This is a genomic window from Streptomyces sp. NPDC051684 (assembly GCF_044453445.1).
Classification (GTDB): domain Bacteria; phylum Actinomycetota; class Actinomycetes; order Streptomycetales; family Streptomycetaceae; genus Streptomyces.
The window spans coordinates 67,506-91,361 of sequence record NZ_JBITCS010000013.1; the positions used below are offsets into that span (position 1 = coordinate 67,506).

General features: G+C 71.0%; 19 protein-coding genes. 7 read left to right on the plus strand and 12 right to left on the minus strand.

The genetic code is table 11. The annotated features are described in order from the left end of the window. Positions 1-7 precede the first annotated feature (7 nt). The 3 genes from ACIA8D_RS17570 to ACIA8D_RS17580 are packed head-to-tail and all read right to left on the minus strand — an operon-like array spanning position 8 to position 2,636. On the minus strand, positions 8-892 hold the full coding sequence (locus tag ACIA8D_RS17570; protein WP_399233018.1) for a metal ABC transporter permease: 885 nt from the start codon (positions 890-892) through the stop codon (positions 8-10). Then, the gene (locus ACIA8D_RS17575; protein WP_399233019.1) at positions 892-1,665 is read right to left on the minus strand and encodes a metal ABC transporter ATP-binding protein; all 774 of its coding nucleotides are present in this window, start codon (positions 1,663-1,665) and stop codon (positions 892-894) included. The genes ACIA8D_RS17570 and ACIA8D_RS17575 overlap by 1 nt, the downstream gene beginning before the upstream one ends. Before the next feature lie 17 nt (positions 1,666-1,682). Next, positions 1,683-2,636 carry a metal ABC transporter substrate-binding protein gene (locus ACIA8D_RS17580; protein WP_399233020.1) on the minus strand — a complete coding sequence of 318 codons (954 nt, stop codon included), beginning with the start codon at positions 2,634-2,636 and terminating at the stop codon, positions 1,683-1,685. A 188-nt stretch (positions 2,637-2,824) separates the two neighbouring features. On the opposite strand from ACIA8D_RS17580, the gene ACIA8D_RS17585 reads away from it, so the two are divergent. Then, positions 2,825-4,207 carry a glycine--tRNA ligase gene (locus tag ACIA8D_RS17585; RefSeq protein ID WP_399233022.1) on the plus strand — a complete coding sequence of 461 codons (1,383 nt, stop codon included), beginning with the start codon at positions 2,825-2,827 and terminating at the stop codon, positions 4,205-4,207. 94 nt (positions 4,208-4,301) lie between these two features. On the opposite strand, the gene ACIA8D_RS17590 is transcribed toward ACIA8D_RS17585, so the two are convergent. Both ACIA8D_RS17590 and ACIA8D_RS17595 read right to left on the minus strand, forming a co-directional pair. Then, positions 4,302-4,532, minus strand: a complete 231-nt coding sequence (locus tag ACIA8D_RS17590) for a DUF397 domain-containing protein (RefSeq protein WP_399233023.1) — start codon at positions 4,530-4,532, stop codon at positions 4,302-4,304. Beyond that, positions 4,532-5,389: a helix-turn-helix domain-containing protein gene (locus ACIA8D_RS17595; RefSeq protein ID WP_399233025.1), complete on the minus strand. Its 858-nt coding sequence runs from the start codon at positions 5,387-5,389 to the stop codon at positions 4,532-4,534. The genes ACIA8D_RS17590 and ACIA8D_RS17595 overlap by 1 nt, the downstream gene beginning before the upstream one ends. A gap of 173 nt (positions 5,390-5,562) precedes the next feature. On the opposite strand from ACIA8D_RS17595, the gene ACIA8D_RS17600 reads away from it, so the two are divergent. After that, entirely contained in the window at positions 5,563-6,018 is a 456-nt protein-coding gene (locus tag ACIA8D_RS17600) for an ATP-binding protein (protein ID WP_399233027.1), read from the plus strand. A gap of 346 nt (positions 6,019-6,364) precedes the next feature. Here ACIA8D_RS17600 and ACIA8D_RS17605 read toward each other — a convergent pair whose 3' ends face one another. From ACIA8D_RS17605 to ACIA8D_RS17615, 3 genes are all read right to left on the minus strand, one after another. Continuing rightward, positions 6,365-6,964 carry a TetR family transcriptional regulator gene (locus ACIA8D_RS17605; protein ID WP_399233028.1) on the minus strand — a complete coding sequence of 200 codons (600 nt, stop codon included), beginning with the start codon at positions 6,962-6,964 and terminating at the stop codon, positions 6,365-6,367. A 25-nt stretch (positions 6,965-6,989) separates the two neighbouring features. Further along, a complete protein-coding gene (locus tag ACIA8D_RS17610; protein ID WP_399233030.1) occupies positions 6,990-8,006 on the minus strand; it encodes an aldo/keto reductase in 1,017 nt (338 codons plus the stop codon). A 100-nt stretch (positions 8,007-8,106) separates the two neighbouring features. After that, positions 8,107-9,537: an MFS transporter gene (locus tag ACIA8D_RS17615; protein ID WP_399233033.1), complete on the minus strand. Its 1,431-nt coding sequence runs from the start codon at positions 9,535-9,537 to the stop codon at positions 8,107-8,109. A 110-nt stretch (positions 9,538-9,647) separates the two neighbouring features. On the opposite strand from ACIA8D_RS17615, the gene ACIA8D_RS17620 reads away from it, so the two are divergent. Beyond that, entirely contained in the window at positions 9,648-10,526 is an 879-nt protein-coding gene (locus ACIA8D_RS17620) for a helix-turn-helix transcriptional regulator (RefSeq protein WP_399233034.1), read from the plus strand. Here ACIA8D_RS17620 and ACIA8D_RS17625 read toward each other — a convergent pair. Further along, positions 10,521-11,990: an MFS transporter gene (locus ACIA8D_RS17625; protein ID WP_399233036.1), complete on the minus strand. Its 1,470-nt coding sequence runs from the start codon at positions 11,988-11,990 to the stop codon at positions 10,521-10,523. The two genes, ACIA8D_RS17620 and ACIA8D_RS17625, sit on opposite strands and share 6 nt — an antisense overlap. A gap of 133 nt (positions 11,991-12,123) precedes the next feature. Between ACIA8D_RS17625 and dusB the strand changes: the two genes are divergently transcribed. Next, positions 12,124-13,305, plus strand: coding sequence for a tRNA dihydrouridine synthase DusB (gene dusB, locus ACIA8D_RS17630; protein WP_399233038.1), 1,182 nt, complete (start codon positions 12,124-12,126; stop codon positions 13,303-13,305). 114 nt (positions 13,306-13,419) lie between these two features. Here the strand turns inward: dusB and ACIA8D_RS17635 are convergent, their stop codons facing one another. Both ACIA8D_RS17635 and ACIA8D_RS17640 read right to left on the minus strand, forming a co-directional pair. Beyond that, a complete protein-coding gene (locus ACIA8D_RS17635; protein ID WP_399233039.1) occupies positions 13,420-15,372 on the minus strand; it encodes a glycogen debranching N-terminal domain-containing protein in 1,953 nt (650 codons plus the stop codon). Continuing rightward, positions 15,369-16,724 (minus strand): MGH1-like glycoside hydrolase domain-containing protein, encoded by a 1,356-nt coding sequence (locus ACIA8D_RS17640; RefSeq protein ID WP_399233041.1) that lies wholly within the window; start codon positions 16,722-16,724, stop codon positions 15,369-15,371. The genes ACIA8D_RS17635 and ACIA8D_RS17640 overlap by 4 nt, the downstream gene beginning before the upstream one ends. Positions 16,725-16,849: 125 nt before the next feature. Here ACIA8D_RS17640 and ACIA8D_RS17645 point away from each other — a divergent pair, with 125 nt between their 5' ends. From ACIA8D_RS17645 to ACIA8D_RS17655, 3 genes are all read left to right on the plus strand, one after another. Beyond that, entirely contained in the window at positions 16,850-18,052 is a 1,203-nt protein-coding gene (locus ACIA8D_RS17645; RefSeq protein WP_399233042.1) for an ROK family protein, read from the plus strand. A 417-nt stretch (positions 18,053-18,469) separates the two neighbouring features. After that, a complete protein-coding gene (gene ppdK / locus ACIA8D_RS17650) occupies positions 18,470-21,187 on the plus strand; it encodes a pyruvate, phosphate dikinase (RefSeq protein WP_399233044.1) in 2,718 nt (905 codons plus the stop codon). Between the two features lie 204 nt (positions 21,188-21,391). Beyond that, entirely contained in the window at positions 21,392-22,318 is a 927-nt protein-coding gene (locus ACIA8D_RS17655) for an oxidoreductase (protein WP_399233046.1), read from the plus strand. 80 nt (positions 22,319-22,398) lie between these two features. Here the strand turns inward: ACIA8D_RS17655 and ACIA8D_RS17660 are convergent, their stop codons facing one another. Beyond that, complete coding sequence (locus tag ACIA8D_RS17660; protein WP_399233048.1) at positions 22,399-23,643, minus strand: LPXTG cell wall anchor domain-containing protein; 1,245 nt, start codon at positions 23,641-23,643, stop codon at positions 22,399-22,401. Positions 23,644-23,856 lie beyond the last annotated feature (213 nt).

Here is a 23,856-nt window from a genome sequence, read left to right on the forward strand (position 1 = left end):
AGGTGGCTCAGACCTTGGCGGTGGCCTGCTCCGGGATCGGGCACTCGGCCGGGTCCCCGGCAGGCACCGGGACGGATCGCGCCCTGCGCCGGGCGAGCGGCTTCGCGAGCAGCGCGAGGACGATGAAGGCCGCGATGGTGAGCAGCACGATCGTCGCGCCGGGCGGCACGTCCTGGTAGTACGAGGTCGCGGTGCCGCCGATCGTCACGACGACGCCGAGCGCCACCGAGATCACGAACGTCGCCTTGAAGCTGCGGGTCAGCTGCTGTGCGGCCGCCACCGGCACCACCATCAGCGCGGAGACCAGGAGCAGGCCCACCACGCGCATCGCGACCGTCACCGTGACCGCCGCCGTCACCGCGATCAGCAGGTTCAGGGCGCGCACCGGCAGGCCCGTGACCCGCGCGAACTCCTCGTCCTGGCTGACCGCGAACAGCTGCCTGCGCAGGCCCACCGTCACGAGCACCACGAACGCCGCGAGCAGACAGATGGCGAGGACGTCGTCCTGCGACACCGTCGAAAGCGAGCCGAAGAGGTACGAGTTGAGGTTGGCGTTGGAGCCGCCGGGCGCGAGGTTGATGAACATGACGCCGCCCGCCATGCCCCCGTAGAAGAGCATCGCGAGCGCGATGTCGCCGCGCGTCTTCCCGTACCAGCGGATCAATTCCATGATCACGGCGCCGAGTACGGAGACGGCCGTCGCCATCCACACCGGGGAGGTGGAGAGGAGGAAGCCGAGGCCGACACCTGTCATCGCCACGTGGCCGATGCCGTCGCCCATCAGGGCCTGGCGGCGCTGCACGAGGTAGATGCCGACGGCCGGGGCGGTGATGCCGACGAGGACGGCGGCGAGCAGGGCCCGCCGCATGAAGTCGTACGAGAGGAGTTCCATCAGCTCAGCAGTCCTGTGCGGATCGGTTCGGCGGCCGCGTGCGTGTGCGGGTGCACGTGGTCGTGGCCGGGCAGCGCGTGCTGGCCGACGGCCTTCGGGGGCGGGCCGTCGTGCAGCACGCAGCCGTCGCGGAGCACGACCGCGCGGTCGATGAGGGGCTCCAGGGGACCGAGCTCGTGCAGCACGAGCAGGACCGAGGCGCCGGCCGCGACCTGCGTGCGCAGCGTCGCCGCGAGGATCTCCTGGCTGGCCAGGTCGACGCCCGCCATCGGCTCGTCCATGATCAGAAGTTCGGGTTCGGCGGCCAGGGCGCGCGCGATGAGCACCCGCTGGTGCTGCCCGCCGGAGAGCGCGTCCACGGAGTCCTTGGCGCGGTCCGCCATCCCGACGAGCTCCAGGGCGCGGGTCACCGCGTCCCGGTCGGCCTTGCGCAGCAGGCCGAATCTCGCGCGCGAGAGCCGCCCGGACGAGACGACCTCGGCCACCGTCGCGGGCACGCCGCCCGCGGCCGTCGTGCGCTGCGGTACGTAGCCCACGCGCGCCCAGTCCTTGAAGCGCCGGCGCGGCGTGCCGAAGATCTCTATCCCGCCGCCGGTGAGCGGGACCTGCCCGATCACGCCGCGGATGGCGGTGGACTTGCCCGACCCGTTCGCGCCGAGCAGGGCGACGACCTCGCCGCGGTGCACGGTGAGGTCGATGCCGCGCAGCACGGGGCGTCCGCCGAGCTCGGCCGTCACTCCGCTCAGCGAGACGACGGCTTCCCGTTCACCCATGTCGCTCTCCTCCGTGGTCACTTGGTGCCCAGCGCCTTCTGCAGCGCGGCCAGGTTCGACTCCATGACCGAGATGTAGTCGTCGCCCTTGGACTTCTCCGTGATGCCCTCGATCGGGTCGAGCACGTCGGTCTTGAGCTTGGCGTCGCCCGCGAGGGTCTTGGCCGTCTTGTCGCTGACGAGCGTCTCGTAGAAGACGGTGCCCACGCCGTCGTGCTTCGCCGTCTTCTGGAGCTCCTTGACGCGGGCGGCGCTGGGCTCGCTCTCCGGGTCCAGGCCGTTGATGGCCTCCTCGGTGAGGCCGTAGCGCTCGGCGAGGTAGCCGAAGGCGGCGTGCGTGGTGATGAAGGTCGAGGACTTGGTGTCCTTGAGGCCCTTCTCGAACTTGGTGTTCAGCTCGTCGAGCTTGCCGACCAGGGCCGCGGTGTTCTTCTTGTAGTCGGCCGCGTGGTCGGGGTCGGCCTTCCGGAGGGCCTTGCCGACGCCCTCGGCGACCTCGGCGTACTTCACCGGGTCGAGCCAGATGTGCGGGTCGGCGGCGTCCTCGTCGTGGGTGTGCTCGCCGTGCCCGTGGTCGTGGCCGTCGACCTCGGTGCCGTGCTTCTCCAGGGAGGTCAGGGTGCCGGCGTCGACCTTGGTCTTGATGTCCGACTGGTCGATGGCCTCGTCCACGGAGGGCTGCAGGCCCTTCAGGTAGACCGCGGCGTCGGACTCCTCGAGCTGGGCGCGCTGCTTGGCGCTGACCTCCAGGTCGTGCGGCTCCTGGCCGGGCTCGGTCAGGTTCGTGACGTCGACGTGGTCGCCGCCGATCTCCTGGGCGAGGTACTGCATCGGATAGAACGAGGCGATGACGCTCAGCTTGCCGTCGCTGCCCTGGTCGTCGGCCGAGGACGTGGAGCACGCGGTCAGAGCGGTCAGGCCGAGAGCTGCGGCGGCGACGGGTATCAGGCGGCGGGATCGTCGTACGTTCATGACAGTCATTTTCAACAAAACTGGAAACCGTTGTCAACAAGGCGTCCGTCGAGGTCTTCGTCACGCTCGGTCCCGCTCTGTCCCCGGAACCGATTTGGTTCGGGGGGTGGGCCCGCCGGTAACCTGAGGCATTCGCTCCCGGAGCGCGTATCCAGCGCGCTCACCGTCGTCGTAATGAAGAGAGCACCGTGGCCGCCGACAAGATCGACACCATCGTCAGCCTCAGCAAGCGCCGTGGCTTCGTCTACCCCTGCAGCGAGATCTACGGTGGTCAGCGTGCCGCCTGGGACTACGGGCCGCTGGGCGTGGAGCTGAAGGAGAACCTCAAGCGCCAGTGGTGGCGCTACATGGTCACCTCGCGCGAGGACGTTGTCGGTATTGACTCCTCGGTGATCCTGGCGACCGAGGTCTGGCAGGCCTCCGGCCATGTCGCCACGTTCACCGACCCGCTCACCGAGTGCACCTCCTGCCACAAGCGCTACCGCGCGGACCACCTGGAGGAGGCGTACGAGGCGAAGAAGGGCCGCCTGCCCGAGAACGGCCTCGCCGACCTGTCCTGCCCCAACTGTGGCAACAAGGGCACGTTCACCGAGCCCAAGCAGTTCTCCGGTCTGCTCTCCACGCACCTCGGCCCGACGCAGGACAGCGGCTCCGTCGCCTACCTGCGCCCCGAGACCGCGCAGGGCATCTTCACCAACTTCAGCCAGGTGCAGACGACTTCGCGCCGCAAGCCGCCCTTCGGCATCGCGCAGACGGGCAAGTCGTTCCGCAACGAGATCACGCCCGGCAACTTCATCTTCCGCACCCGTGAGTTCGAGCAGATGGAGATGGAATTCTTCGTCAAGCCCGGCGAGGACGAGGCGTGGCAGGAGTACTGGATGGAGCAGCGCTGGAACTGGTACACGGGCCTCGGCATGCGCGAGGAGAACATGCGCTGGTTCGAGCACCCGAAGGAGAAGCTCTCCCACTACTCGAAGCGCACCGCTGACATCGAGTACCGCTTCGGCTTCGGCGGCAGCGAGTGGGGCGAGCTCGAGGGCGTCGCCAACCGCACCGACTACGACCTGTCCGCGCACTCCAAGGCCTCCGGCCAGGACCTCTCCTACTTCGACCAGGAGAAGGGCGAGCGCTACACGCCGTACGTCATCGAGCCCGCGGCCGGCCTCGGCCGCGCCATGCTGGCCTTCATGCTCGACGCCTATGTCGAGGACGAGGCGCCCAATGCCAAGGGCAAGATGGAGAAGCGCACCGTCATGCGCTTCGACCACCGCATCGCCCCGGTGAAGGTCGCGGTCCTGCCGCTGTCCCGCAACCCGGAGCTGTCGCCGAAGGCCAAGGGCCTCGCGCAGGCGCTGCGGCAGAACTGGAACATCGACTTCGACGACGCCGGCGCCATCGGCCGCCGTTACCGTCGCCAGGACGAGATCGGTACGCCGTTCTGCGTCACGGTCGACTTCGACACGCTCGAGGACAACGCGGTGACCGTGCGCGAGCGCGACACCATGAAGCAGGAGCGCGTCTCCCTCGACCAGATCGAGGGCTACCTGGCCAGCCGCCTGGTCGGCTGCTGACCGGCACCCGGCGCACGAAACGCCCCGGCCCACCGTTTCCACGGCGGGCCGGGGCGTTTCGTTTCGGTCGAACTCGCGCCGTGCGGCTGCTCTTTCAGCGCGGCAGGGCTCCGGAATTGATCCCCGAAAGAAAGGCGTGCCACGCCGGGGACTCGAAGACGAGCGCGCCGAATTCCCGGTGCTTGGTGTCACGGACCGCGCGCCGGCCCGAGGCGAGTTCGGCGTGCTCGACGCAGCCGTTGGACGCGCCGCTGAACGTGCTCTTTCGCCAGACCGCTGACCCGACTTCGGCGAGCGAGGCGGTGGGGGCGGAGGTGGGGGGCATCACGACCCGCTTTCCTGCTTGATTCGGTCACTGATGTACCGGCGGGACTGTGCGGGGGACAGCGCGGCGGCCGTCAGGTCGTCCCAGGCCTTTGCGTACATCTCTACGTCGGGGCGCTGCTCGAGGAGCGTGCCGCCCGTCATGTGCTCCAGCCACGCGACCTGTACGGGCGGTTCGCCGCGCATCGTGAACAGCGTGTACGGAGCGTATTGCGCGAGAGGCAGCGTGATGTCCAGGGGCAGGACCTGGATGGTGACGTTGGACATCTCGCCTGTTTCCATCAGATGTTCAAACTGCTGACGGATCAGTTCCCGGGGGCCCGGGATGCGGTGCAGCGCGGGCGTGTCGATGACCACTCTCAGGCGGAATTCCTCGGGTCCCACGAGCAGTTCCTTGCGCCGCATCCGCGTCTTCACGAGGGTTTCGACGCGGGCCTCCGCGGCCCCCACGGTGAATATCTCGCGCATGTATTGCTCGGTCTGCAGAAGTCCCGGCAGCACCGAAGGTTCGAAGGAGCGCACCAGAGAGGAGTCGGCCTCCAAGGTGAGATAGTCGCGCAAGTCGTCGCTCAGCAGCGGTCCTTGGCCCGACCACCAGTCCACCTGGTGTATGTCGCGGGCCAGCCGTTTGAGATTGGTGCGCTGCCGGTCGTCGTCAACTCCGTAGAGATTGAGGAGGGTTGTCAGATCGAGCTGGCGGATGCCCCGCTTCCCCGTCTCGATCTGGCTGATCTTCGGCTGCCCGCATTCGAGCGCCACCGCCGCGTCATTCACCTTCAGGCCGGCTTCGGAGCGCAGTCGTCGCAGCTCGGCTCCTAGGCGACGGCTGCGCATGGTGGGCATCTCGCTCTGGGGCATGGGCACATGATGTCCCGCGCCTTCAGGCCACACAACTGTCATATGCCGTACCGCTCCATCAATATGCCGACTCACGCGTAATGCTTGCCTAAGGCATAGTTTCGGCGCCAGGATGGCGATGCAGCGCCCTTTGTCCGCAAGCGAGTTCACCGTCATGGGACCCCGGAGGGGTAATGCAGGACCAGTCGACGGACGAGATCGAAGTGATCGAGGTGTTCGAGATGCTCGATCAGCCGTGCTCGATCCGTATGGAGTACAGCCCGCACCGCCTGGAGCAGATCCGCCGGATCGTCGGTGCCCGCCTGCGGTGCTGGGGTCTGCACAAGCTGGTGTACGACACCGCGTTCGTGGCGACGGAGCTGTGCAGCAATGTGCGGCACTGTGAGGACCGCACCTTCGAGTTCGCCATCGGCCGCACCGCCAGGGGCGTCCGCCTCGAAGTGACGGACACGTCCCCCGAGCTCTTCGTCATCCCGACGGCGCCGCCGGACTTCCTCGAGACCGGCGGCCGGGGCCTGTTCCTGGTGTCGGCGCACGCCCGTGCCGTCGGCGTGCTGCCGACGGCCACCGGGAAGGTGGTGTGGGCCGAACTGGCACTGGGTGACGTCGAATCGGGCGGGGCCGCCTGACGTGCGTCTGTGGGTGTCCAACCGAATCCTCTGCGGGGTCGCGTCGGGTGCACGCGGGTCCGCGCCGGGGTCCGGGGCGCTGTCTTCCTACGGGCCGGAATACGAGGGGCGGACACGGTGCGTGGTCCCGCCCTCGTGCGGAGCGTACGAGCGGCCGCGAAAACATCACAGTGGCACCAATGTGAATTCGGTCAGGCGTTTGGCGGGGCGTCACGGCCGAACTTGACCCATGGCCAACGGTATTGCTGCTGGTACTCGCCGTTCTCGTGGCCGCGCGTGGCGAGGAAAGCCTTCCGGTTGTGCCGAAAACGTGCGCAAAGCATGGCCGAGAGCGGGTGCATGCCGATCAGGAGGCCGGGGATGTGTGGACCGCGATCCCGCGCACGACGAGGGACACCAGCGCGTCGAAAGCGGCCTGGGCCTCCGGGCGCGACCACTCCGGCGCGTACACCGGGTCGTGGAAGTGGGCGGTCGCCTCGAAGACGGCGCGGGCTGTCGCGGGCAGATCCGGGATGTCGAACTCGCCAGTGGTCACGCCCTGTTGCAGGATCGCGGTCAACTGCCCCGTGAGTTCGGCGATATGGGCGTCCACCACGCCGCCCTGCTCGTCCGTGAGGACGGTGTACGTGGCGAACAGCTCCGGGTCGTCGCCCGCCTTGTGGCGCTTGGCCTCGAAGAGGGTGGCCAGCCAGTCGCGGAGCTTGGTGGCCGCGGGCTCGTCCGTCGCGACGACCTCCGCGAGCCGAGCCGTCGTGCGGTCGAGCCAGCGCTTCGTGACCGCGCCGCGCAGCTCCGCCTTCGTACGGAAGTGCCGGTACACCGAGCCGTGGCTGACCCCGAGCGCGCGGGCCACGTCGACCACGGTCGCCTTCGCGGGACCGTGCCTGCGCAGCACGTCCTCCGTCGCGGCGAGGATGCGCTCGGGGGTCAGGGTCTCGGGGGCCATGGCTACGAAGTTACCGGGCCGCTGATCAGCGCTCGCTGTCGAGGTGTGCCATCTGGGCCGCCGGGTAGCGCTCGCCGGCCGCGGCGTCGGCGGGCACGGCCTCCTCGATCGCGGCGAGGTCGGCGGCGTCCAGCGTGACGTCGAGCGCGCCGAGGGCCTCGGTCAGGCGGTCGCGGCGGCGGGCGCCCACCAGCGGGACGATGTCCTCGCCGCGGGCGGCCACCCACGCGATCGCGATCTGCGCGACGCTCGCGCCCTTCTGCTCGGCGATCTTGCGGAGCTGCTCGACGAGGTCCAGGTTGTGCTGGAGGTTCTCGCCCTGGAAGCGCGGGCTGAAGGCGCGGAAGTCGCCCGCGCCGAGTTTGCGGTCGCGGCCGAAGTGGCCGGAGATCAGGCCGCGCGAGAGCACGCCGTACGCGGTGACGCCGATGCCCAGCTCGCGGACCGTCGGCAGGATCGAGTCCTCGATGCCGCGCGAGATGAGCGAGTACTCGATCTGGAGGTCCGAGATCGGGGCCGTCGCCGCCGCCCGGCGGATGGTGTCCGGGCCGACCTCGGACAGGCCGATGTGGCGTACGTAGCCCTGCTCGACGAGCTCGGAGATGGCGCCGACCGTCTCCTCGATCGGCACCTCGGGGTCGAGGCGGGCGGGCCGGTAGATGTCGATGTGGTCGACGCCGAGTCGCTGGAGCGAGTACGCCGCGAAGTTCTTCACGGCCTCGGGGCGGGCGTCGTAGCTGTTCCACGAGCCGTCCGGGCCGCGCAGGGCGCCGAACTTCACGCTGGTCAGCGCGTTCTCTCGGGCCGCGGCGGGAGCCGTGCGCAGGGCCTCGCCGAGCAGCATCTCGTTGTGGCCCATGGCGTAGAAGTCGCCGGTGTCGAGAAGCGTGACCCCGGCGTCCAGCGCGGCGTGCACCGTGGCGACGGACTCGGTGCGGTCGGCCTCGCCGTACAGCGCGGACATGCCCATGCAGCCGAGGCCGAGGGCGGCGGTGCGGGGGCCGGTGGTGCCGAGGGTGCGGGTGGGGAGGGCGGTGCTCATGAGGGCTCCTTCGAAGCTCCTTCGGGTGGCTGACTCCAGCGTCGCATGACAGCTGACAGATTTCAATATCTGTCATCTGTCATGCGACGTGTGCACGCTGTCAGGCGATCCGACGCGGCAGCCGGACGCTCAGGAGCGTCGTCAGCGCCACCGCCGCGAGCTGGACGAGCAGCGTCGTCACCAGGGCGTCGCGCATGCCCGCGCCGGGCGCCACGGAGAGGAACAGCGACCCCAGCGTCGCCACGCCCAGCGCGAGCGCCGCCTGCTGCGTCGTCGTCATCACGCCGCTGCCGACGCCCGCCCGCGCCGCGGGCACCTCGGAGAGGATGATCCGGTAGAGGATCGGGAGCTGGAGCGCCTGGCCCGCGCCCGCGAGCACCGCGCCCGGCAGCAGCTCCAGGATCCCGAGGTCCGGCCAGGTCCGCCACGCGGCGAACGCGATCAGCGCCACCCCCGCCGCGTGCAGCAGGCCGCCCACCGTGACGACCCGCGCGCCCCACCGGGCCACCAGGCGCGGCCCCGCCAGCGAAGTGGCGAAGAAGACCGCAGCCATCGGGGTCAGTGCGAGACCGGCCCGCGTCGCGCCGAGGCCCTCGCCGCGCTGGAGCGCCACCGCGATCACGAACATGAAGCCGCTGAAGCCGATGGAGAACGGCACGATCATCGCCAACCCCCGCCGCAGCGACGTCAGTCGGAACAGCGAGGGAGGTACGAGAGGGGTGCGTCCCGTGCGATCGGCAGCGCGTTCCACCGCGTAGAAGGCGTACGCGAGGAACGGGAACGCCGCGAGGCACACCCACGTCCACAGCGGCCAGCCGGCCGCCCGGCCCTCGGTCAGCGGCGCGAGCAGCGCGATCAGGGCGAGCGCGAGCAGCACCGTCCCGGGCACGTCGACCGGTTCCGGCCGCTCGGAGCGGGTCTCGGGGACCGCACGGGCGGCGAGCACCAGGGCCAGGATCACCACCGGCACGTTCACCAGGAACACCGAGCGCCAGCCGGTGCCGAGGAGGTCCGCCGAGACGAGCAGGCCGCCGAGCACCTGCCCCGCCACCATCGAAAGTCCGGCCGTCGCGCCGTACTTGCTCATGGCCCGCGCGCGGTGCGGGCCGCTCGTCGTGGCCTGGATCGTCGCGAGGACCTGCGGCAGCATCAGCGCGGACGCGGCGCCCTGCGCGATCCGGGCGGCGACCAGCGTCCAGGCGGTCGGCGCGAGGCCGCAGGCGAGCGAGGTGAGTCCGAAGACCGCCGTCCCCACGAGGAACAGCCGGCGCCGTCCGAGAAGGTCACCGAGCCGCCCGCCGAGGACGAGGAGGACCGCGTACGTGATCCCGTAGCCCGCGACGACGAGCTCGAGAACGGGTTCGCTCGCGTGCAGATCGTGGCCGATGGTCGGCAGGGCCACATTGACGATGAAGAAGTCGATCAGAGGCAGGGCCGCGCCGAGCAGCACGGTGAGCAGTCCGAGGCCGCCGAGTACGGGAGGGGTCCGGTCACCGGCACGGATGGGCCGTGCCTGGATGTGGGTCGTCATGCCGTCGAGCGTCGTCCGCACCCGAGACGGGTACCAGAGTGTGCTTGTCCTGGTACAAGCGCCACCTGGAAACAGGCTCGGGGCGGGTCCATCCTGGGGGAGTGGCCACGATGACACGGGATGCAACGGACGTACGGGACGGCGGTTCGGCCGACATCCGGCGGCACGAGCTGGGGGCCTTCCTGCGCAGCCGGCGCGAGCGGATCGCGCCCGAGGACGTGGGGCTGCCGCGCGGCCGGCGCCGCCGTACCCCCGGTCTGCGCCGTGAGGAGGTCGCGCATCTCTCGGCGGTCGGCGTCACCTGGTACACGTGGCTGGAGCAGGCCCGCGACATCCAGGTCTCCGCGCAGGTCCTCGACGCGCTCGCCCGCACCCTGCGGCTCGACCGGAGCGAGCGGGCCCATCTGTTCGGCCTCGCGGGGGCCATCGACCCGACACCGGCGGCGAGCTGCGCCACGCTGACGCCCGAACTGCTCGACCTGATGGACCGGTTGGAGCCCGTCCCCGCCTGCGTACAGAACAGCAGGTACGACATCCTCGCCTACAACCGCACCTACGGGATGCTGCTCTGCGACCTCGACGAGATCCTGCCAGAGGACCGCAACTGCATGCTGCTGGCGTTCACGCACGAGGAGTGGCGGTCCTCGATCATCGGCCTCGACGACGTGCTGCGGACGATGGCCGCCAAGTTCCGCTCCGGCATGGCCGAGCATCTGGCCGAGCCCGCCTGGAAAGTGGTGCTGCGGCGGCTCACCGAGGGGTCCGCCGAGTTCCGCGAGCTGTGGGAGCGGCACGAGGTGGTGCAGTCCGTGCCCAGCAAGGTGAAGCGCTTCCGCAACCGGCACGTGGGCCCGGTCTCCGTCGTCCACACCGACCTGTGGCTCGGCCGGGACTGCGGCGCCCGCATGGTCACGTACACACCGGCGGACGACACGTCCCGCGAACGCCTTGAGGAACTCGGCGAGTTGGCGGCCCGCCGGACCTCATGACCGGGTGGCTGCCCGGGTCAGCTCGGCGTCCTCCGCATCCTCAAGGCGGTCCGCCGTCCGGCGCGCCGTCTCCCGGGCCCAGTGGCCGCTGGTCAGCGCGCCGAGGACGAGGACCGCGAGGCCGCAGCCCGCGATGATCCACCAGCAGGAACGGCTGGCGGCGACGAACGTGGCGGCGTACGAGGACTCGGCGACGCCGGACGCGAGGACCGCGCCGATCACCGCGACGCCGAGGGTCTGCCCGATCTGGCGGCTGGTGGAGGCGACCGCGGCCGCCACCCCGGCCTGGGCGCGCGGCATCCCGGAGACCGCGGTGTTGGTGATCGGGGCGTTCACGAACCCGAAGCCGATGCCGAACAGGACGTAGCCGACGACCAGCGTGACGTTCGAGGTCTCGGCGTCGAACGCCGCGAACAGCACCCCGCTCGCCGTCATCATCACGCCCGCGACGAGCAGCGGCAGACGCGGACCCCGGCTGCCGACGAGGCGGCCCGACAGCGGCGCGCACACCAGCGTCATCGCCGCCATGGGCAGCATCCACAGGCCCGCGTGCAGGGCGTCGAGGCCGCGCACGTCCTGGAGGTACAGCGTCGACAGGAACAGGAAGCCGCCGAGCGCCGCGAAGCCGCAGATCGCGATCACGGTGGCGCCGCTGAACGGGGCCGAGCGGAAGAACCGCAGGTCGATGAGGGGTTCCTCGCGGCGCGGCTCGTAGAGCAGGAGGCCGATCAGGGCCGCGACCGCGAGCGCCGCGAAGATCAGGATCCGGACCGAGGTCCAGCCCGCGTCGGGCGCCTCGATGATCGCGTACGTGAGCGAGCCGAGCAGCGTGATGATCAGGAGCTGGCCGACGGGGTCGGGGCGGCGGGCCTTCGGGGCGCGGGACTCGGGAACGTAGCGCAGGGTGAGCAGCAGGGCCGCGAGGCCCACCGGCAGGTTGATCCAGAAGATCGAGCGCCAGCCGACGGAGTCCACCAGCAGGCCGCCGACCAGCGGGCCCGCGGCCATCGAGATGCCGACGACGCCGCCCCACACACCGATGGCGCGGGCCCGCTCGCGCGGGTCCGTGAAGGTGTTCGTGATGATCGACATCGCGACCGGGTTGAGCATCGAGCCGCCGACCGCCTGGAGCATCCGGAACGCGACCAGCGCCTCCAGGCTCGGCGCGAGCGAGCAGGCCACGGACGCCACCGTGAAGACGGTCAGGCCGATCGTGAAGACCTTGCGCCGCCCGATCCGGTCGGCCGTCGACCCCGCCAGCATCAGCAGCGCGGCGAGGACCAGCGTGTAGGCGTCGATCGTCCACTGCATGCCCGAGAGCGTGGCGTCGAAGTCCTTCGCCATGGACGGGAGGGCGACGTTCAGGACGGTGTTGTCGAGGCTGACGATCAGCAGGCTCATGCAGCAGATCGCCAGGACGAGCATCCGCCTGCCGTGGGTCAGGTTTTGTCGTGCATCGGGCATGTGTCCGACGGTAGCCGGATCCGCTGTGAGCGGGCATGCACGGTGTCCCGCACGGGCTCGGCCGAGGCCGCGCGGGGAGTGAGGGACAATGGATCCTTGCCCCCACCCGTCGTCCGTCCCGGAGAGCCCTGAGATGTCCGCCCTGACCATCGGCCCCCACCTGGTGCAGCCCCCCGTGGTACTCGCACCCATGGCAGGGATCACGAACGCACCGTTCCGCACCCTGTGCAGGGAGTTCTCGGGCGGCAAGGGCCTGTTCGTGAGCGAGATGATCACGACGCGGGCGCTGGTCGAGCGCAACGAGAAGACGATGCAGCTCATCCACTTCGACGAGACCGAGAAGCCTCGCTCGATCCAGCTGTACGGGGTCGACCCGGCCACCGTCGGCAAGGCCGTCCGCATGATCGCGGAGGAGGACCTCGCCGACCACATCGACCTGAACTTCGGCTGCCCGGTCCCGAAGGTGACCCGCAAGGGCGGCGGCTCGGCGCTCCCGTACAAGCGCAATCTGCTGCGGGCGATCCTCAAGGAAGCGGTCTCGGGAGCGGGTGACCTGCCGGTCACCATGAAGATGCGCAAGGGCATCGACGACGACCACATCACGTTCCTCGACGCGGGCCGCATCGCGGTCGAGGAGGGCGTCACGGCGATCGCGCTGCACGGGCGCACGGCGGCCGAGCACTACGGCGGCACGGCGGACTGGGACGCCATCGCGCGCCTCAAGGAGCACGTCCCCGAGATCCCCGTCCTCGGCAACGGCGACATCTGGTCGGCGGACGACGCGCTGCGCATGGTCCGCGAGACCGGGGTCGACGGTGTGGTCGTGGGGCGTGGCTGCCTCGGGCGGCCGTGGCTGTTCGCGGATCTGGTGGCGGCGTTCGAGGGCCGCGAGGAGCGGGTCCGGCCGACGCTGCGGGTGGTGGCCGACGCGATGGTGCGGCACGCCTCGCTGCTCGGTGAGTGGTACGGAAAGGGAGGGGCGGACCGTAGGTCCTCGGTTGAGGGTGGCGGTGGGAGACGGGAGGGAGAGTCGCGCGGGGTCATCGACTTCCGCAAGCACGTGGCCTGGTACCTCAAGGGTTTCGCGGTCGGTGGCGAGCTGCGCAAGCGGCTCGCGACCACCTCGTCCCTGGAGGAACTCCGTTCCGGGCTCGACGAGTTGGACCTCGACCAGGGGTGGCCGGCCGGTGCGGACGGGCCTCGCGGCCGTACGTCGGGCAATGGCCGGGTGGTCCTGCCGGACGGGTGGCTGAAGGATCCGTGGGACTGTGCGGGGGTCTCCGAGGACGCGGAACTCGACACGTCTGGGGGGTGACGGGTCTTCCGTTGCGCGGCACCGTGGTTGCGCTCTCGGGGCTCTGCCCCGGACCCCGCGCCTCAATCGCCGGCGGGGCTTGATCATGCCGACCGAGCCTTGGTAAGCCGTGCCTCAGCCGCCTACCGCCGTGAGCAGCGCCAAGGGTGTTGCCGCTGAGCGGGATTCGCGGGTGCACGCGTGGGGGTACGGCACCGGGGCCGGGTGGGCCGAGCGGGGGTAGCCCGCGAAAACCTCCGGCAGGCGCCCGCCGCAGGCGCTCGCCGCGATGAGGGACTCCGCCACCACCCGCGCCTCGTCGTGCAGCCCGTACCGGGCGAGGCCGAGGGCGATGAGCGCGTTGTCGTGCGGCCAGACCGAACCGCGGTGGTAGGAGAGCGGGTGGTACGCCGCCTGGCCGGCGGCCACCGTGCGGACGCCCCAGCCGGAGAAGAAGTCCGGTTCAAGGAGGCGGCGGCCCACCGCTTCCCCGTATTCCTTGTCGAGGAGGCCCGACCAGAGCAGGTGGCCCGCGTCCGAGGCGAGCGCGTCCAGTTGGCGGCCCTCGCCGTCCAGGGCCAGTGCGGGGAAGCCGTCCTCCGCCATCCAGAAGTCCCGTACGAAGCGGTCCCGCAGGTCCGACGCCGCCTGCGTGAGGAGATCCGCGTACACCGCGTCGTCCCACACCGTCCGCGCCAGCGTCGCCGTGCGGCGCAGCGCGTCGTAGGCGTATCCCTGCGCCCCGGCCGCCATCACGGGACCCGTCGCCCGGCCGCCGTCCGCCGAGCAGATCGCGCCGGGGGAGTCCTTCCAGTTCTGGTTGGCGAGGCCGCCCCGGTCGGCGCGGTAGACGAGATAGCCGCGCGAGGTGAGGCCGCCGTGGTCGAGCATCCAGCCCACCGCCGCCCGCGCGTGGGACTCCAGGCGTCGCGCCGGAGCCGTGTCACCGGTCTGCTCCACGTACGCGCCCAGCAGCACCAGGAACAGCGGCGTCGCGTCCACCGAGCCGTAGTAGCGGCCGAAGGGGACCTGCCCGAAGTGCGCCAGCTCGCCGTGCCGCACCTCGTGCACGATCTTGCCTGGCTGGGCCACCGCGCCCGCCGCCGGTTCGGTGGCCTGCGTCGCGGCCAGGACGGGGAGCGTCGCCGCGGCCAGTTCCGGCCGGTACGGCAGCGCGAAGAGCGAGGTCAGGGCCGCGTCCCGGCCCAGCAACGTCAGGAACCACGGCACCCCTGCCGCCGGCACCAGATGCCGCTCCCCGTCGGGACCGGCCGCCGGGACCCGCAGCACCGCGAGATCGGCGAGACCCCGCGTACAGGCGTCCGCGAGCCCGGGCCACGCGCCCGCCAGCTCGACGCCCTCCGTGAACTCCCGGACGGTATCGGCCAGTTCGGCCGCCACGGCCGCTGGGCTCGCCGCCGCCCGGACCGGGCCCGCCCCCGAGGGGCGCGCCACGACCCGCAGCGTCAGTTCCGCGCCGCCCTGCCCCACGAGGTCAAGGGTCCACACGAGACGGCGCGCCCCGGTCCCCGTCTCCTCCACCGCGTCCGGCGCGGGCTCGGCCGTCACCGTCGTCGACGAGCGCCAGTCGCCCCGCGCGTACGTGAACTCCACGCCGTCGTCGAGGACTTCGCGCGTGCGGACCGCCCCGGTCTTCACATACGTACGGAGGTCGGAGCGCAGCTCGAACTGGTCGGTGAAGTCGGCGTCCACCGTGAGCGCGATCCGCACCGTCGTCGGCACCGGCCGGTTCGAGACGACCTTCAGGAGCTCCACGAACGAGCCCTCCGCCACCGCCTGTTCGCGGAACAGCGTGTACGCCGACGGTTCCTGGCGCCCGCCGCGCGGCACGAGCACGCAGCGGCCGACGCCCTCCTCCTCGTACGACATCGGGGTGAGGACCTCCGGCGCCGCCCCGTCGACCGTGAGCTGCCAGCGGCACAGATGGCGCGCGTCTCGTACGAACAGGCCGTCCGGCGAGGAGCCGTCGCGCACCGCCGTGAGCGCGCCGGACGGGTCCGTCGCCGCGAACGTCCCACCGTGCACCAGGAGATGGCGGCCCTGCCCGTGTCCGTACCCATCCGTCATCGCGACGTCCTCTCGGCCAGCAGATCCAGCGTCAGCGCGGCCGTCCAGCCGAAGCCGCGGGCGCCGCGGCCCGCCCCCGTGCGGGGATCCACGTACTCGGCGAAGTCCGAGGCCCCGGCGACGTCGAGCATCGCGGTGCGCAAGCGCGCGGCCCGCGCGTGCTCGCCGTGCAGCCGCAGGCCGTGCTCCAGAAGCCAGTTGGTGTTGAACCAGGCCGGCCCGCGCCAGTAGCGGTGCGGATCGAAGGCCGGACCGGCGAGGTCGTAGCTGGGCGCCATCCGCACCAGATCGCCGACGCCGAAGTGCGGTCCGCACGCCGTGTCCACGAGCGAGCGCACCACCGCGTGCGGCAGCGTCGGCAGGATCAGGGGGAGGAGGCCGGAGACGCCGTACTCAGGGACGAGTCCGCCCTCGCCGCGCAGGTCACGGCAGAAGAACATCCCGGCCCGCGGGTCCCACAGCCGCCGCACCAGCGCCGCCGTCAGCCGCTCCGCGCGCGCGTGCCGCGCCGTTCCCGCGGCTCCCAGCTCGCAGGCGATCCGCGCCAGCGCGTGCTCGGAGGCCGCGAGCAGGGCGTTGAAGGACGGGTCCTCGACGGCGAACTCCCCGCCGCCGTCGGCGTATCCGGCATCCCGGTAGTCGGCCGCGAGGCGTACGTACCGCCCGTAGTCGAGGTCCGTCGGCCGGTCCCGCGCCGCGCCGTGTTCCAGGTCCGCGCGGCGGAACGAGCGGTCCGGAGCGGGGGAGACCCGGCGCAGCGGGGCGTCCCAGCACGGGCTGTTGTCCATGCCCTGCTCCCACGGGTGGATCACCGAGACGAGGCCCGCGCCGCCGTGGTCGCGGTGGTGCAGGAGGTAGCGGTGCCACGCGGCGAGGCCGGGGTACACGCGCGCCAGGAAGCCGCGGGAGCGGGACAGGCCCGGGTCCGCGCGGTGCACCAGCCAGGCGGCCAGCGCGTGCACGGGCGGCTGCACGATGCCGGAGGTCTGCACGGCGGCCGGGGCGCCCGCGGCGCGGCCCGCGGTGGAGGAGCGCCAGAAGTCGGGGCTCGGGAAGTACGCGTCGGGCGCGACGGCCGGGTTGAAGACGATGTGCGGGATCCGGCCGTCGCCCCACTGCGCGGCGAGCAGGGTCTCCAACTCGCCCTGGGCGCGCAGCGCGGAGACATGGCGCAGGCCGATCGCGATGAACGCCGAGTCCCACGACCACTGGTGGGGGTAGAGCGTGCGCGAGGGGACGGTCGAGGTCCCCGTCCAGTTCGCCGCGAGCACGTCCGCGGCGCGGTCCCGTAAGGAGGAGCGGGGCCGGGCGGGCCGCAGCGCGCCTCCGCGCCGCTCGGTCGTGTGCTCCACAGGCTCTCCCACACCCCTTCCAACGGGTGTTGGTTACGTGCTTCGCCGCATAGGGTTACGTCCATTTAACGCGCAAAACCTAGAATGTAACGCAGAGTTGATGAACGCAAGGGGGCCACGACGGCATGGCGGGGAATCAGGCGAGCGCCGGAGAGCTGCTGCACCTGGTGCGCAGCGGCAGAGCGACCACGCGAGGCGCCCTCCAAGAAGTCACGGGCCTGTCCAGGGCCACCGTCGGCCAGCGCCTCGACCGGCTCTTCCGCGCGGGCTGGCTGCGCGAGGGCGCCGCGGGGCCGGTCAACTCCCGCCTCGGCGGCCGCCCTTCGATCCACCTGGAGTTCGACGACGCGCACGCCGTGGTGCTCGCCGCCGACCTCGACACCCGGCACGCCCGCGCCGCCGTCCTGTCCCTGACCGGCGAGGTGCTCGCGGAGCACATGGACACCCTCAGCATCGAGGGCGGGCCCGAGCGGGTGCTGTCCCGACTGGGCGGCTGGTTCGGCGACCTGCTGCGGAAGGCGGACCGCGAGCCCGGCCTGGTGTGCGGGATCGGCCTCGCGGTGCCGGGGCCCGTCGACTTCGGCTCCGGCCGCGTCGTCCAGCCGCCGATCATGCCGGGCTGGGACGGCTACGACATCGTGGGCCGGCTCGCCCGCGCGGCCACGGAGGGTGCGGGCATCCCGGCGGACGTCCCGGTCCTCGTCGACAACGACGCCAACCTCATGGCGTACGGGGAGCAGCGCACCGCCCACCCCGACTGCCGCGCCTTCGCCCTCGTCAAGGTCTCCACCGGGATCGGCGCGGGCGTCGTCGTGGACGGCGCGGTCTACCGGGGCATCGACGGCGGCGCCGGCGACATCGGGCACATCCGGGTGCCGGACGGCGCGGACGCGCTGTGCAAGTGCGGCTCGTACGGCTGCCTGGCCGCGGTCGCCAGCGGCCGGGCCGTGGCGCGCCGCCTCACCGAGGAGGGCGTCCCCGCGACCTCCGGCTCGGACGTGCGCGAGCTGCTCGCCGCCGGGCACCCGGAGGCGCTGCGGCTCGCGCGGGAGGCGGGGCGCGGCGTCGGCGAGGTCCTGGCGACCGTCGTGACGCTCCTCAACCCCGGCGTTCTCATGATCGCCGGAGATCTGGCCGGAACCGCCTTCCTCACGGGAGTCCGTGAACTCCTGTATCAACGGGCGCTGCCCCGCTCGACCGCGCACCTCGACGTGGTCACCTCCCGGCTCGGTGAGCGCGCCGCGCTCATCGGAGCGGGAGCGCTGGTGGTGGAGGAGCTGTACGCCCCCGCGCGGGCCGAGCGGCGACTGGCCGCGCGAGGCCTGTGACACGCCCGTTTCGTCCCCGGAGGGGCGTCCGCATGCTGGAACGGGACCGTCCGGGAGCGGTTTCAAACGGCGTGATTCTCGCCACCCCTGATCGGGGTTGCGCTCAGATGAGCGGCTAGGGCCCGTCTGCACTTCTCCAACCCCTGGCACTCAGTGCCAATGCTCGATCGTTTACGCCCTGAACGCACAAACGAGCAGGACGCGCTCATGTGAGCAACGAAGGGGGTCTACGGGGGTAGTGCCTTCAAGTAATGAACGAAAGGTCAAGAGAGTCCCCTCCCGTCCATCGCTTTCGATCTCCTGGCGGACGGGTGGTTACGCCCGTATGACAGCTGAGTGGACGTACCCACAGGCCTTGGATCTGGGTATGTTCCTCGCCGTCAGGGCAGCCACCCGAGCCTCGAGGAGTCGAGACCCGTGTCGGAAAACAAAGATCCTCAGGTAGCGAAGTTCGTTTACGACTTCACCGAGGGGAACAAGAACCTCAAGGACCTCCTCGGCGGCAAGGGCGCGAACCTCGCCGAGATGACCAACCTGGGCCTTCCCGTCCCTCCGGGCTTCACCATCACCACCGAGGCCTGCAAGGTCTACCTCGACAGCGGCGAGGAGCCGGTGGCACTCCGTGACGAGGTCACCCAGCACCTCGATGCGCTCGAGAAGAAGATGGGCAAGAAGCTCGGCCAGGCCGACAACCCCCTTCTGGTGTCGGTCCGTTCGGGCGCGAAGTTCTCCATGCCGGGCATGATGGACACCGTCCTCAACATCGGTCTCTCCGACAAGTCGGTGCAGGGCCTCGCCAAGCAGGCCGGCGACGACCGCTTCGCCTGGGACTCGTACCGCCGCCTCATCCAGATGTTCGGCAAGACCGTCCTCGACATCGACGGCGAGCTCTTCGAGGACGCTCTGGAGAAGGCCAAGGTCGCCAAGAAGGTCACGGTCGACACCGACCTGGACGCCGCCGAGCTCAAGAAGCTCGTCACGCGCTTCAAGAAGATCGTCAAGACCGAGGCCGGGCGCGACTTCCCGCAGGACCCGCGTGAGCAGATGGACCTCGCCATAAACGCGGTCTTCGAGTCGTGGAACACCGACCGCGCCAAGCTGTACCGCCGCCAGGAGCGCATCCCCGGCGACCTCGGCACGGCCGTCAACGTCTGTTCCATGGTCTTCGGCAACCTCGGCCCCGACTCCGGCACGGGCGTCGCGTTCACCCGCGACCCGGCCAGCGGCCACCAGGGCGTCTACGGCGACTACCTGCAGAACGCCCAGGGCGAGGACGTCGTCGCGGGCATCCGCAACACCGTGCCGCTCGCCGAGCTGGAGCAGATCGACAAGAAGTCGTACGACCAGCTCATGCAGATCATGGAGACCCTTGAGAACCACTACAAGGACCTCTGTGACATCGAGTTCACCATCGAGCGCGGCCAGCTGTGGATGCTCCAGACCCGCGTCGGCAAGCGCACCGCCGGTGCCGCCTTCCGCATCGCGACGCAGCTCGTCGACCAGGGCCTGATCGACGAGGCCGAGGCCCTCCAGCGCGTCTCCGGCGCCCAGCTCGCGCAGCTGATGTTCCCGCGCTTCGACGACGAGGCGAAGGTCGAGCTGCTCGGCCGCGGCATCGCCGCCTCCCCGGGCGCGGCGGTCGGCAAGGCGGTCTTCGACTCGTACACCGCCATCAAGTGGTCGCGCTCCGGCGAGAAGGTCATCCTGATCCGCCGCGAGACCAACCCCGACGACCTCGACGGCATGATCGCCTGCGAGGGCATCCTGACCTCGCGCGGCGGCAAGACCTCGCACGCGGCCGTCGTCGCCCGCGGCATGGGCAAGACCTGTGTCTGCGGCGCCGAGGAACTCGAGGTCGACACCAAGCGCCGCCGCATGACCATCGGCGAGACCGTCGTCGAAGAGGGCGACACCGTCTCCATCGACGGCTCCACCGGCAAGGTCTACCTCGGCGAGGTGCCCGTCGTGCCCTCCCCGGTCGTCGAGTACTTCGAGGGCCGCATGCACGCCGGCGCCGACGACGCCGACGAACTCGTGGGCTCCGTGCACCGGATCATGGCCTACGCGGACCGAGTACGCCGCCTGCGCGTACGCGCCAACGCCGACAACGCCGAGGATGCGCTGCGCGCCCGCCGCTTCGGCGCCCAGGGCATCGGCCTGTGCCGCACCGAGCACATGTTCCTCGGCGACCGCCGCGAGCTGGTCGAGAAGCTGATCCTCGCCGACACGGACAGCGAGCGCGAGGAGTCCCTGAAGCTCCTCCTGCCGCTCCAGAAGCAGGACTTCGTCGAGCTGTTCGAGGCGATGGACGGCCTGCCCGTCACCGTCCGCCTGCTCGACCCGCCGCTGCACGAGTTCCTGCCCGACATCACCGAGCTGTCGGTGCGCGTCGCGCTCGCCGAGTCCCGCAAGGACAACAACGAGAACGACCTGCGCCTCCTCCAGGCCGTGCACCGGCTGCACGAGCAGAACCCGATGCTGGGTCTGCGCGGTGTCCGCCTCGGCCTCGTCATCCCCGGCCTGTTCACCATGCAGGTCCGCGCCATCGCCGAGGCCGCCGCCGAGCGCAAGAACGCCAAGGGCGACCCGCGCGCCGAGATCATGATCCCGCTCGTCGGCACCGTCCAGGAACTGGAGATCGTCCGCGAGGAGGCCGACCAGGTCATCGCGGAGGTCGAGGAGTCCACCGGCGTCAAGCTGAAGCTCGCCATCGGCACCATGATCGAGCTGCCCCGCGCCGCCCTCACGGCCGGACAGATCGCCGAGGCCGCCCAGTTCTTCTCCTTCGGCACCAACGACCTCACGCAGACGGTCTGGGGCTTCTCCCGCGACGACGTGGAGGCCAGCTTCTTCACCGCGTACCTGGAGAAGGGCATCTTCGGGGTGTCGCCGTTCGAGACGATCGACAAGGACGGCGTCGGCTCGCTCGTGAAGTCCGCCGTCGAGGCGGGGCGTGCCACGCGGCCCGACCTCAAGCTCGGCGTCTGCGGCGAGCACGGCGGCGACCCCGAGTCGGTCCACTTCTTCCACGAGGTCGGACTCGACTACGTCTCCTGCTCCCCGTTCCGCATCCCGGTCGCCCGCCTGGAGGCCGGCCGCGCGGCCAGCAGCTCCGAGGGCAGCGACCACCGCTGACCGCCGGCCGGAGCCCGTCCGGCCCCACCTGACGGGCCCTGAACTCCGGGGCCGCCGCGAGTCCCCGACCCTCACCGATTCGCGGCGGCCCCGGTATCTACGAAAGGGCGGCACCCCTGTGCGGGGGGTGCCGCCCTTTTCCGTGCGTGCGTACCCTTCGGTAACTCCCCACAGACGACGTCCCCCCGAAGGAGAGCCGACCCCATGAGCGGCTGGAGCGCGACCGACATCCCCGACCAGCAGGGCCGTACGGCGGTGGTCACCGGCGCCAACACCGGTATCGGCTACGTCACCGCACGCGAACTGGCCCGCGCGGGCGCCCACGTGGTCCTGGCCTGCCGCAGCGAGCCGCGCGGCACCGTGGCCCTGGACCGGCTGACGTCCGAAGTGTCGGGCGCGCGGGCCGAGTTCGCCCCGCTCGACCTCGGGGACCTCGCCTCCGTACGCGCCTTCGCCGAGGCCCGCCAGGACCGCCCGCTCGACCTCCTCGTCAACAACGCGGGCGTGATGGCGCTCCCGTTCGGGCGCACCGCCGACGGCTTCGAGACCCAGTTCGGCGTGAACCACCTCGGGCACTTCGCCCTGACGGGTCTGCTGCTGCCGGGTCTGCTCGCGGCGCCCGCACCCCGCGTCGTCTCCGTCTCCAGCGCGCTGCACGCCCTGGCCAACATCGACATCGCCGACCTCAACAGCGAGCGCAAGTACGGGCGTTGGGTCGCCTACGGGCGGTCCAAGACGGCCAACCTGCTGTTCGTGCACGAACTGACGCGCCGGGTGCGGGAAGCGGGCGCGCACCTCGTCGCGGCGGCCGCGCACCCCGGGTACGCGGCGACCGAACTCCAGGCGCGCAGCGCCCAGATGGAGGGCCGCAGGGGCATGGAGCGGTTCTTCGAGGTCGGCAACCGGTACTTCGGGCAGCCCGCGGCGGCCGGGGCGCTGCCGACGCTGCGCGCGGCCACGGCCCCCGACGTGCGGCCCGACGACTTCTACGGCCCGCGCGTGGCGATGTGGCGCGGCGCCCCCGTCAAGTCCTGGCGGGCGTCGTGGACGGTCAACGACGCGGCGGGGGAGCGGCTCTGGGCCGCGTCGGAGCAGCTGACCGGCGTGGACTTCAAGGCGCTGGACCGATAGGGCTCTTGGGCCGATAGAGACGTCGGGCCGGCGCCCCCTCCAGCAGGGGTGCCGGCCCGACGTCGGTCATGGTGCCGCGATCAGCTGTTGGCCTCGGCCTTGCGGCGGCGCACCACGTACACCGCGCCGGCGCCGAGCACGACAGCGGCGCCGCCCGCCAGGCCGATGGTCGGCAGGGCGGAGGAGGAGCCGGTGTGGGCGAGGGAGCCGTCCGTGGAACCGTTGCCCGAACCGGAGTTGGCGACGGGGGAGGCGCTGCCCTGCGGCTTGGGCTTGTTGCCCTCGCCGGCGGGGGTGGTGGAGTTGCCGGCGCCGACCGGGTTGATGGTGAACTCGTAGACGCCGAGGTCGCCGGTGCCGCAGGTCTCGTCCTTGTTGCCGTACGTACCGATGGCGAGGGTGGCACCGTAGCCGGCCGGGGCCGAGCGGTCGATGGACAGACGCAGCGGCAGGTCGACGTGCGCGCCCGCCTTCACGTCGTTGAACGCACCGGCGAAGTCGTCCTGCGGGACGGACTTCCACTGGCCGTTCTGCTTGGACTTGAGGTGCAGCTTGCCGCTGATGTCCTTGTCGGACTTGTCGACCGCGCCCACGGCCACGAACGGCAGCACCTCGTCGAGGGTCCGGCCGGTGTTGTTGCTCAGGCGCAGCCGGAAGTCGACGGTGGAACCGGCGGCGATCTTGGAGGGCAGGCCGGAAACGGAGGGGGCGAGTGCGGCCACGTCCGAGCACTCGGGGTCCGTGGGCTCCTCCGGGTCGCCGGGCTCGCCCGCCTCGTCCTTCGCGTCGGCGAGCGCCTTCTCGGCGGCCTGCTTCGCGGCGAGCGCGGTCTTGACGTCGTCCTGGGCCTTGTCGATCTTCCGGGCGATGGCCACCCGGTTGTCGTCGCGGGCGGTCTCGGCGGCGGTGACCTTGGCGTCGGCGGCCGTCTTGGCGGCGGCGGCCTCGGTCGCGGCGGCCTTGGCGTCGGTGAGCGCCTCCTCGGCGGCGGTCTTGGCGTCCGCGTCCTCGCCGGCGTTGGCTTCGGCCAGCTTCGCCTCCGCCGCGGTGACGGCCGCGTCCGCGGTGGTCTTCGCGGCCGCCGCGTCGTCGGCGGCCTTCTTCGCCTCGGCGACGGCGACCATGAGCGGGTGGCTCGGGTCGGTCGTGGCGTCGAACTCCTGCTGGAGCGCCTTCTCGGCCGCCACGGCCGCTCTGTACGCCTGACGCGCCTCCTTCACCGCTTTCCGCAGCTCGGATATGGAGGGCTTCTGCTCGGTCTGGGCCGCAGGCTTCGTGTCGGCGAACGCCGGAGAGACGGACAGCAGCGCGACGGGCGCGGTCACGGCGGCGACTGCGGCTGTCGCGAGAATCTGACGGATCTGCACGGGACGCCCTCTGTTCGGGTCGGAGTAAGGCGCGAATAAGCGCTGAGGCCGAGATCCTAAGGCGGTTCGAGGGCGCCCGTGCGGGGCTTTCTGTCCGGGTGTGAGCGGTGTTCTGTGCTTACTGAAGGTGAAATATGGACAGAGTGTGAAAGTTGCTCTCTATCCCTGTGT

Coding starts and splice junctions, on each gene's coding strand:
- ACIA8D_RS17605 (WP_399233028.1), bottom strand. CDS start 6,964: ATGGCCCCCGAGACCCTGACCCCCGAGCGCATCCTCGCCGCGACGGAG.
- ACIA8D_RS17645 (WP_399233042.1), top strand. CDS start 16,850: ATGGCGGGGAATCAGGCGAGCGCCGGAGAGCTGCTGCACCTGGTGCGC.
- ACIA8D_RS17600 (WP_399233027.1), top strand. CDS start 5,563: ATGCAGGACCAGTCGACGGACGAGATCGAAGTGATCGAGGTGTTCGAG.
- ACIA8D_RS17635 (WP_399233039.1), bottom strand. CDS start 15,372: ATGACGGATGGGTACGGACACGGGCAGGGCCGCCATCTCCTGGTGCAC.
- ACIA8D_RS17610 (WP_399233030.1), bottom strand. CDS start 8,006: ATGAGCACCGCCCTCCCCACCCGCACCCTCGGCACCACCGGCCCCCGC.
- ACIA8D_RS17620 (WP_399233034.1), top strand. CDS start 9,648: ATGACACGGGATGCAACGGACGTACGGGACGGCGGTTCGGCCGACATC.
- ACIA8D_RS17590 (WP_399233023.1), bottom strand. CDS start 4,532: ATGCCCCCCACCTCCGCCCCCACCGCCTCGCTCGCCGAAGTCGGGTCA.
- ACIA8D_RS17595 (WP_399233025.1), bottom strand. CDS start 5,389: ATGCCCCAGAGCGAGATGCCCACCATGCGCAGCCGTCGCCTAGGAGCC.
- ACIA8D_RS17570 (WP_399233018.1), bottom strand. CDS start 892: ATGGAACTCCTCTCGTACGACTTCATGCGGCGGGCCCTGCTCGCCGCC.
- dusB (WP_399233038.1), top strand. CDS start 12,124: ATGTCCGCCCTGACCATCGGCCCCCACCTGGTGCAGCCCCCCGTGGTA.
- ACIA8D_RS17615 (WP_399233033.1), bottom strand. CDS start 9,537: ATGACGACCCACATCCAGGCACGGCCCATCCGTGCCGGTGACCGGACC.
- ACIA8D_RS17655 (WP_399233046.1), top strand. CDS start 21,392: ATGAGCGGCTGGAGCGCGACCGACATCCCCGACCAGCAGGGCCGTACG.
- ACIA8D_RS17575 (WP_399233019.1), bottom strand. CDS start 1,665: ATGGGTGAACGGGAAGCCGTCGTCTCGCTGAGCGGAGTGACGGCCGAG.
- ACIA8D_RS17625 (WP_399233036.1), bottom strand. CDS start 11,990: ATGCCCGATGCACGACAAAACCTGACCCACGGCAGGCGGATGCTCGTC.
- ACIA8D_RS17580 (WP_399233020.1), bottom strand. CDS start 2,636: ATGAACGTACGACGATCCCGCCGCCTGATACCCGTCGCCGCCGCAGCT.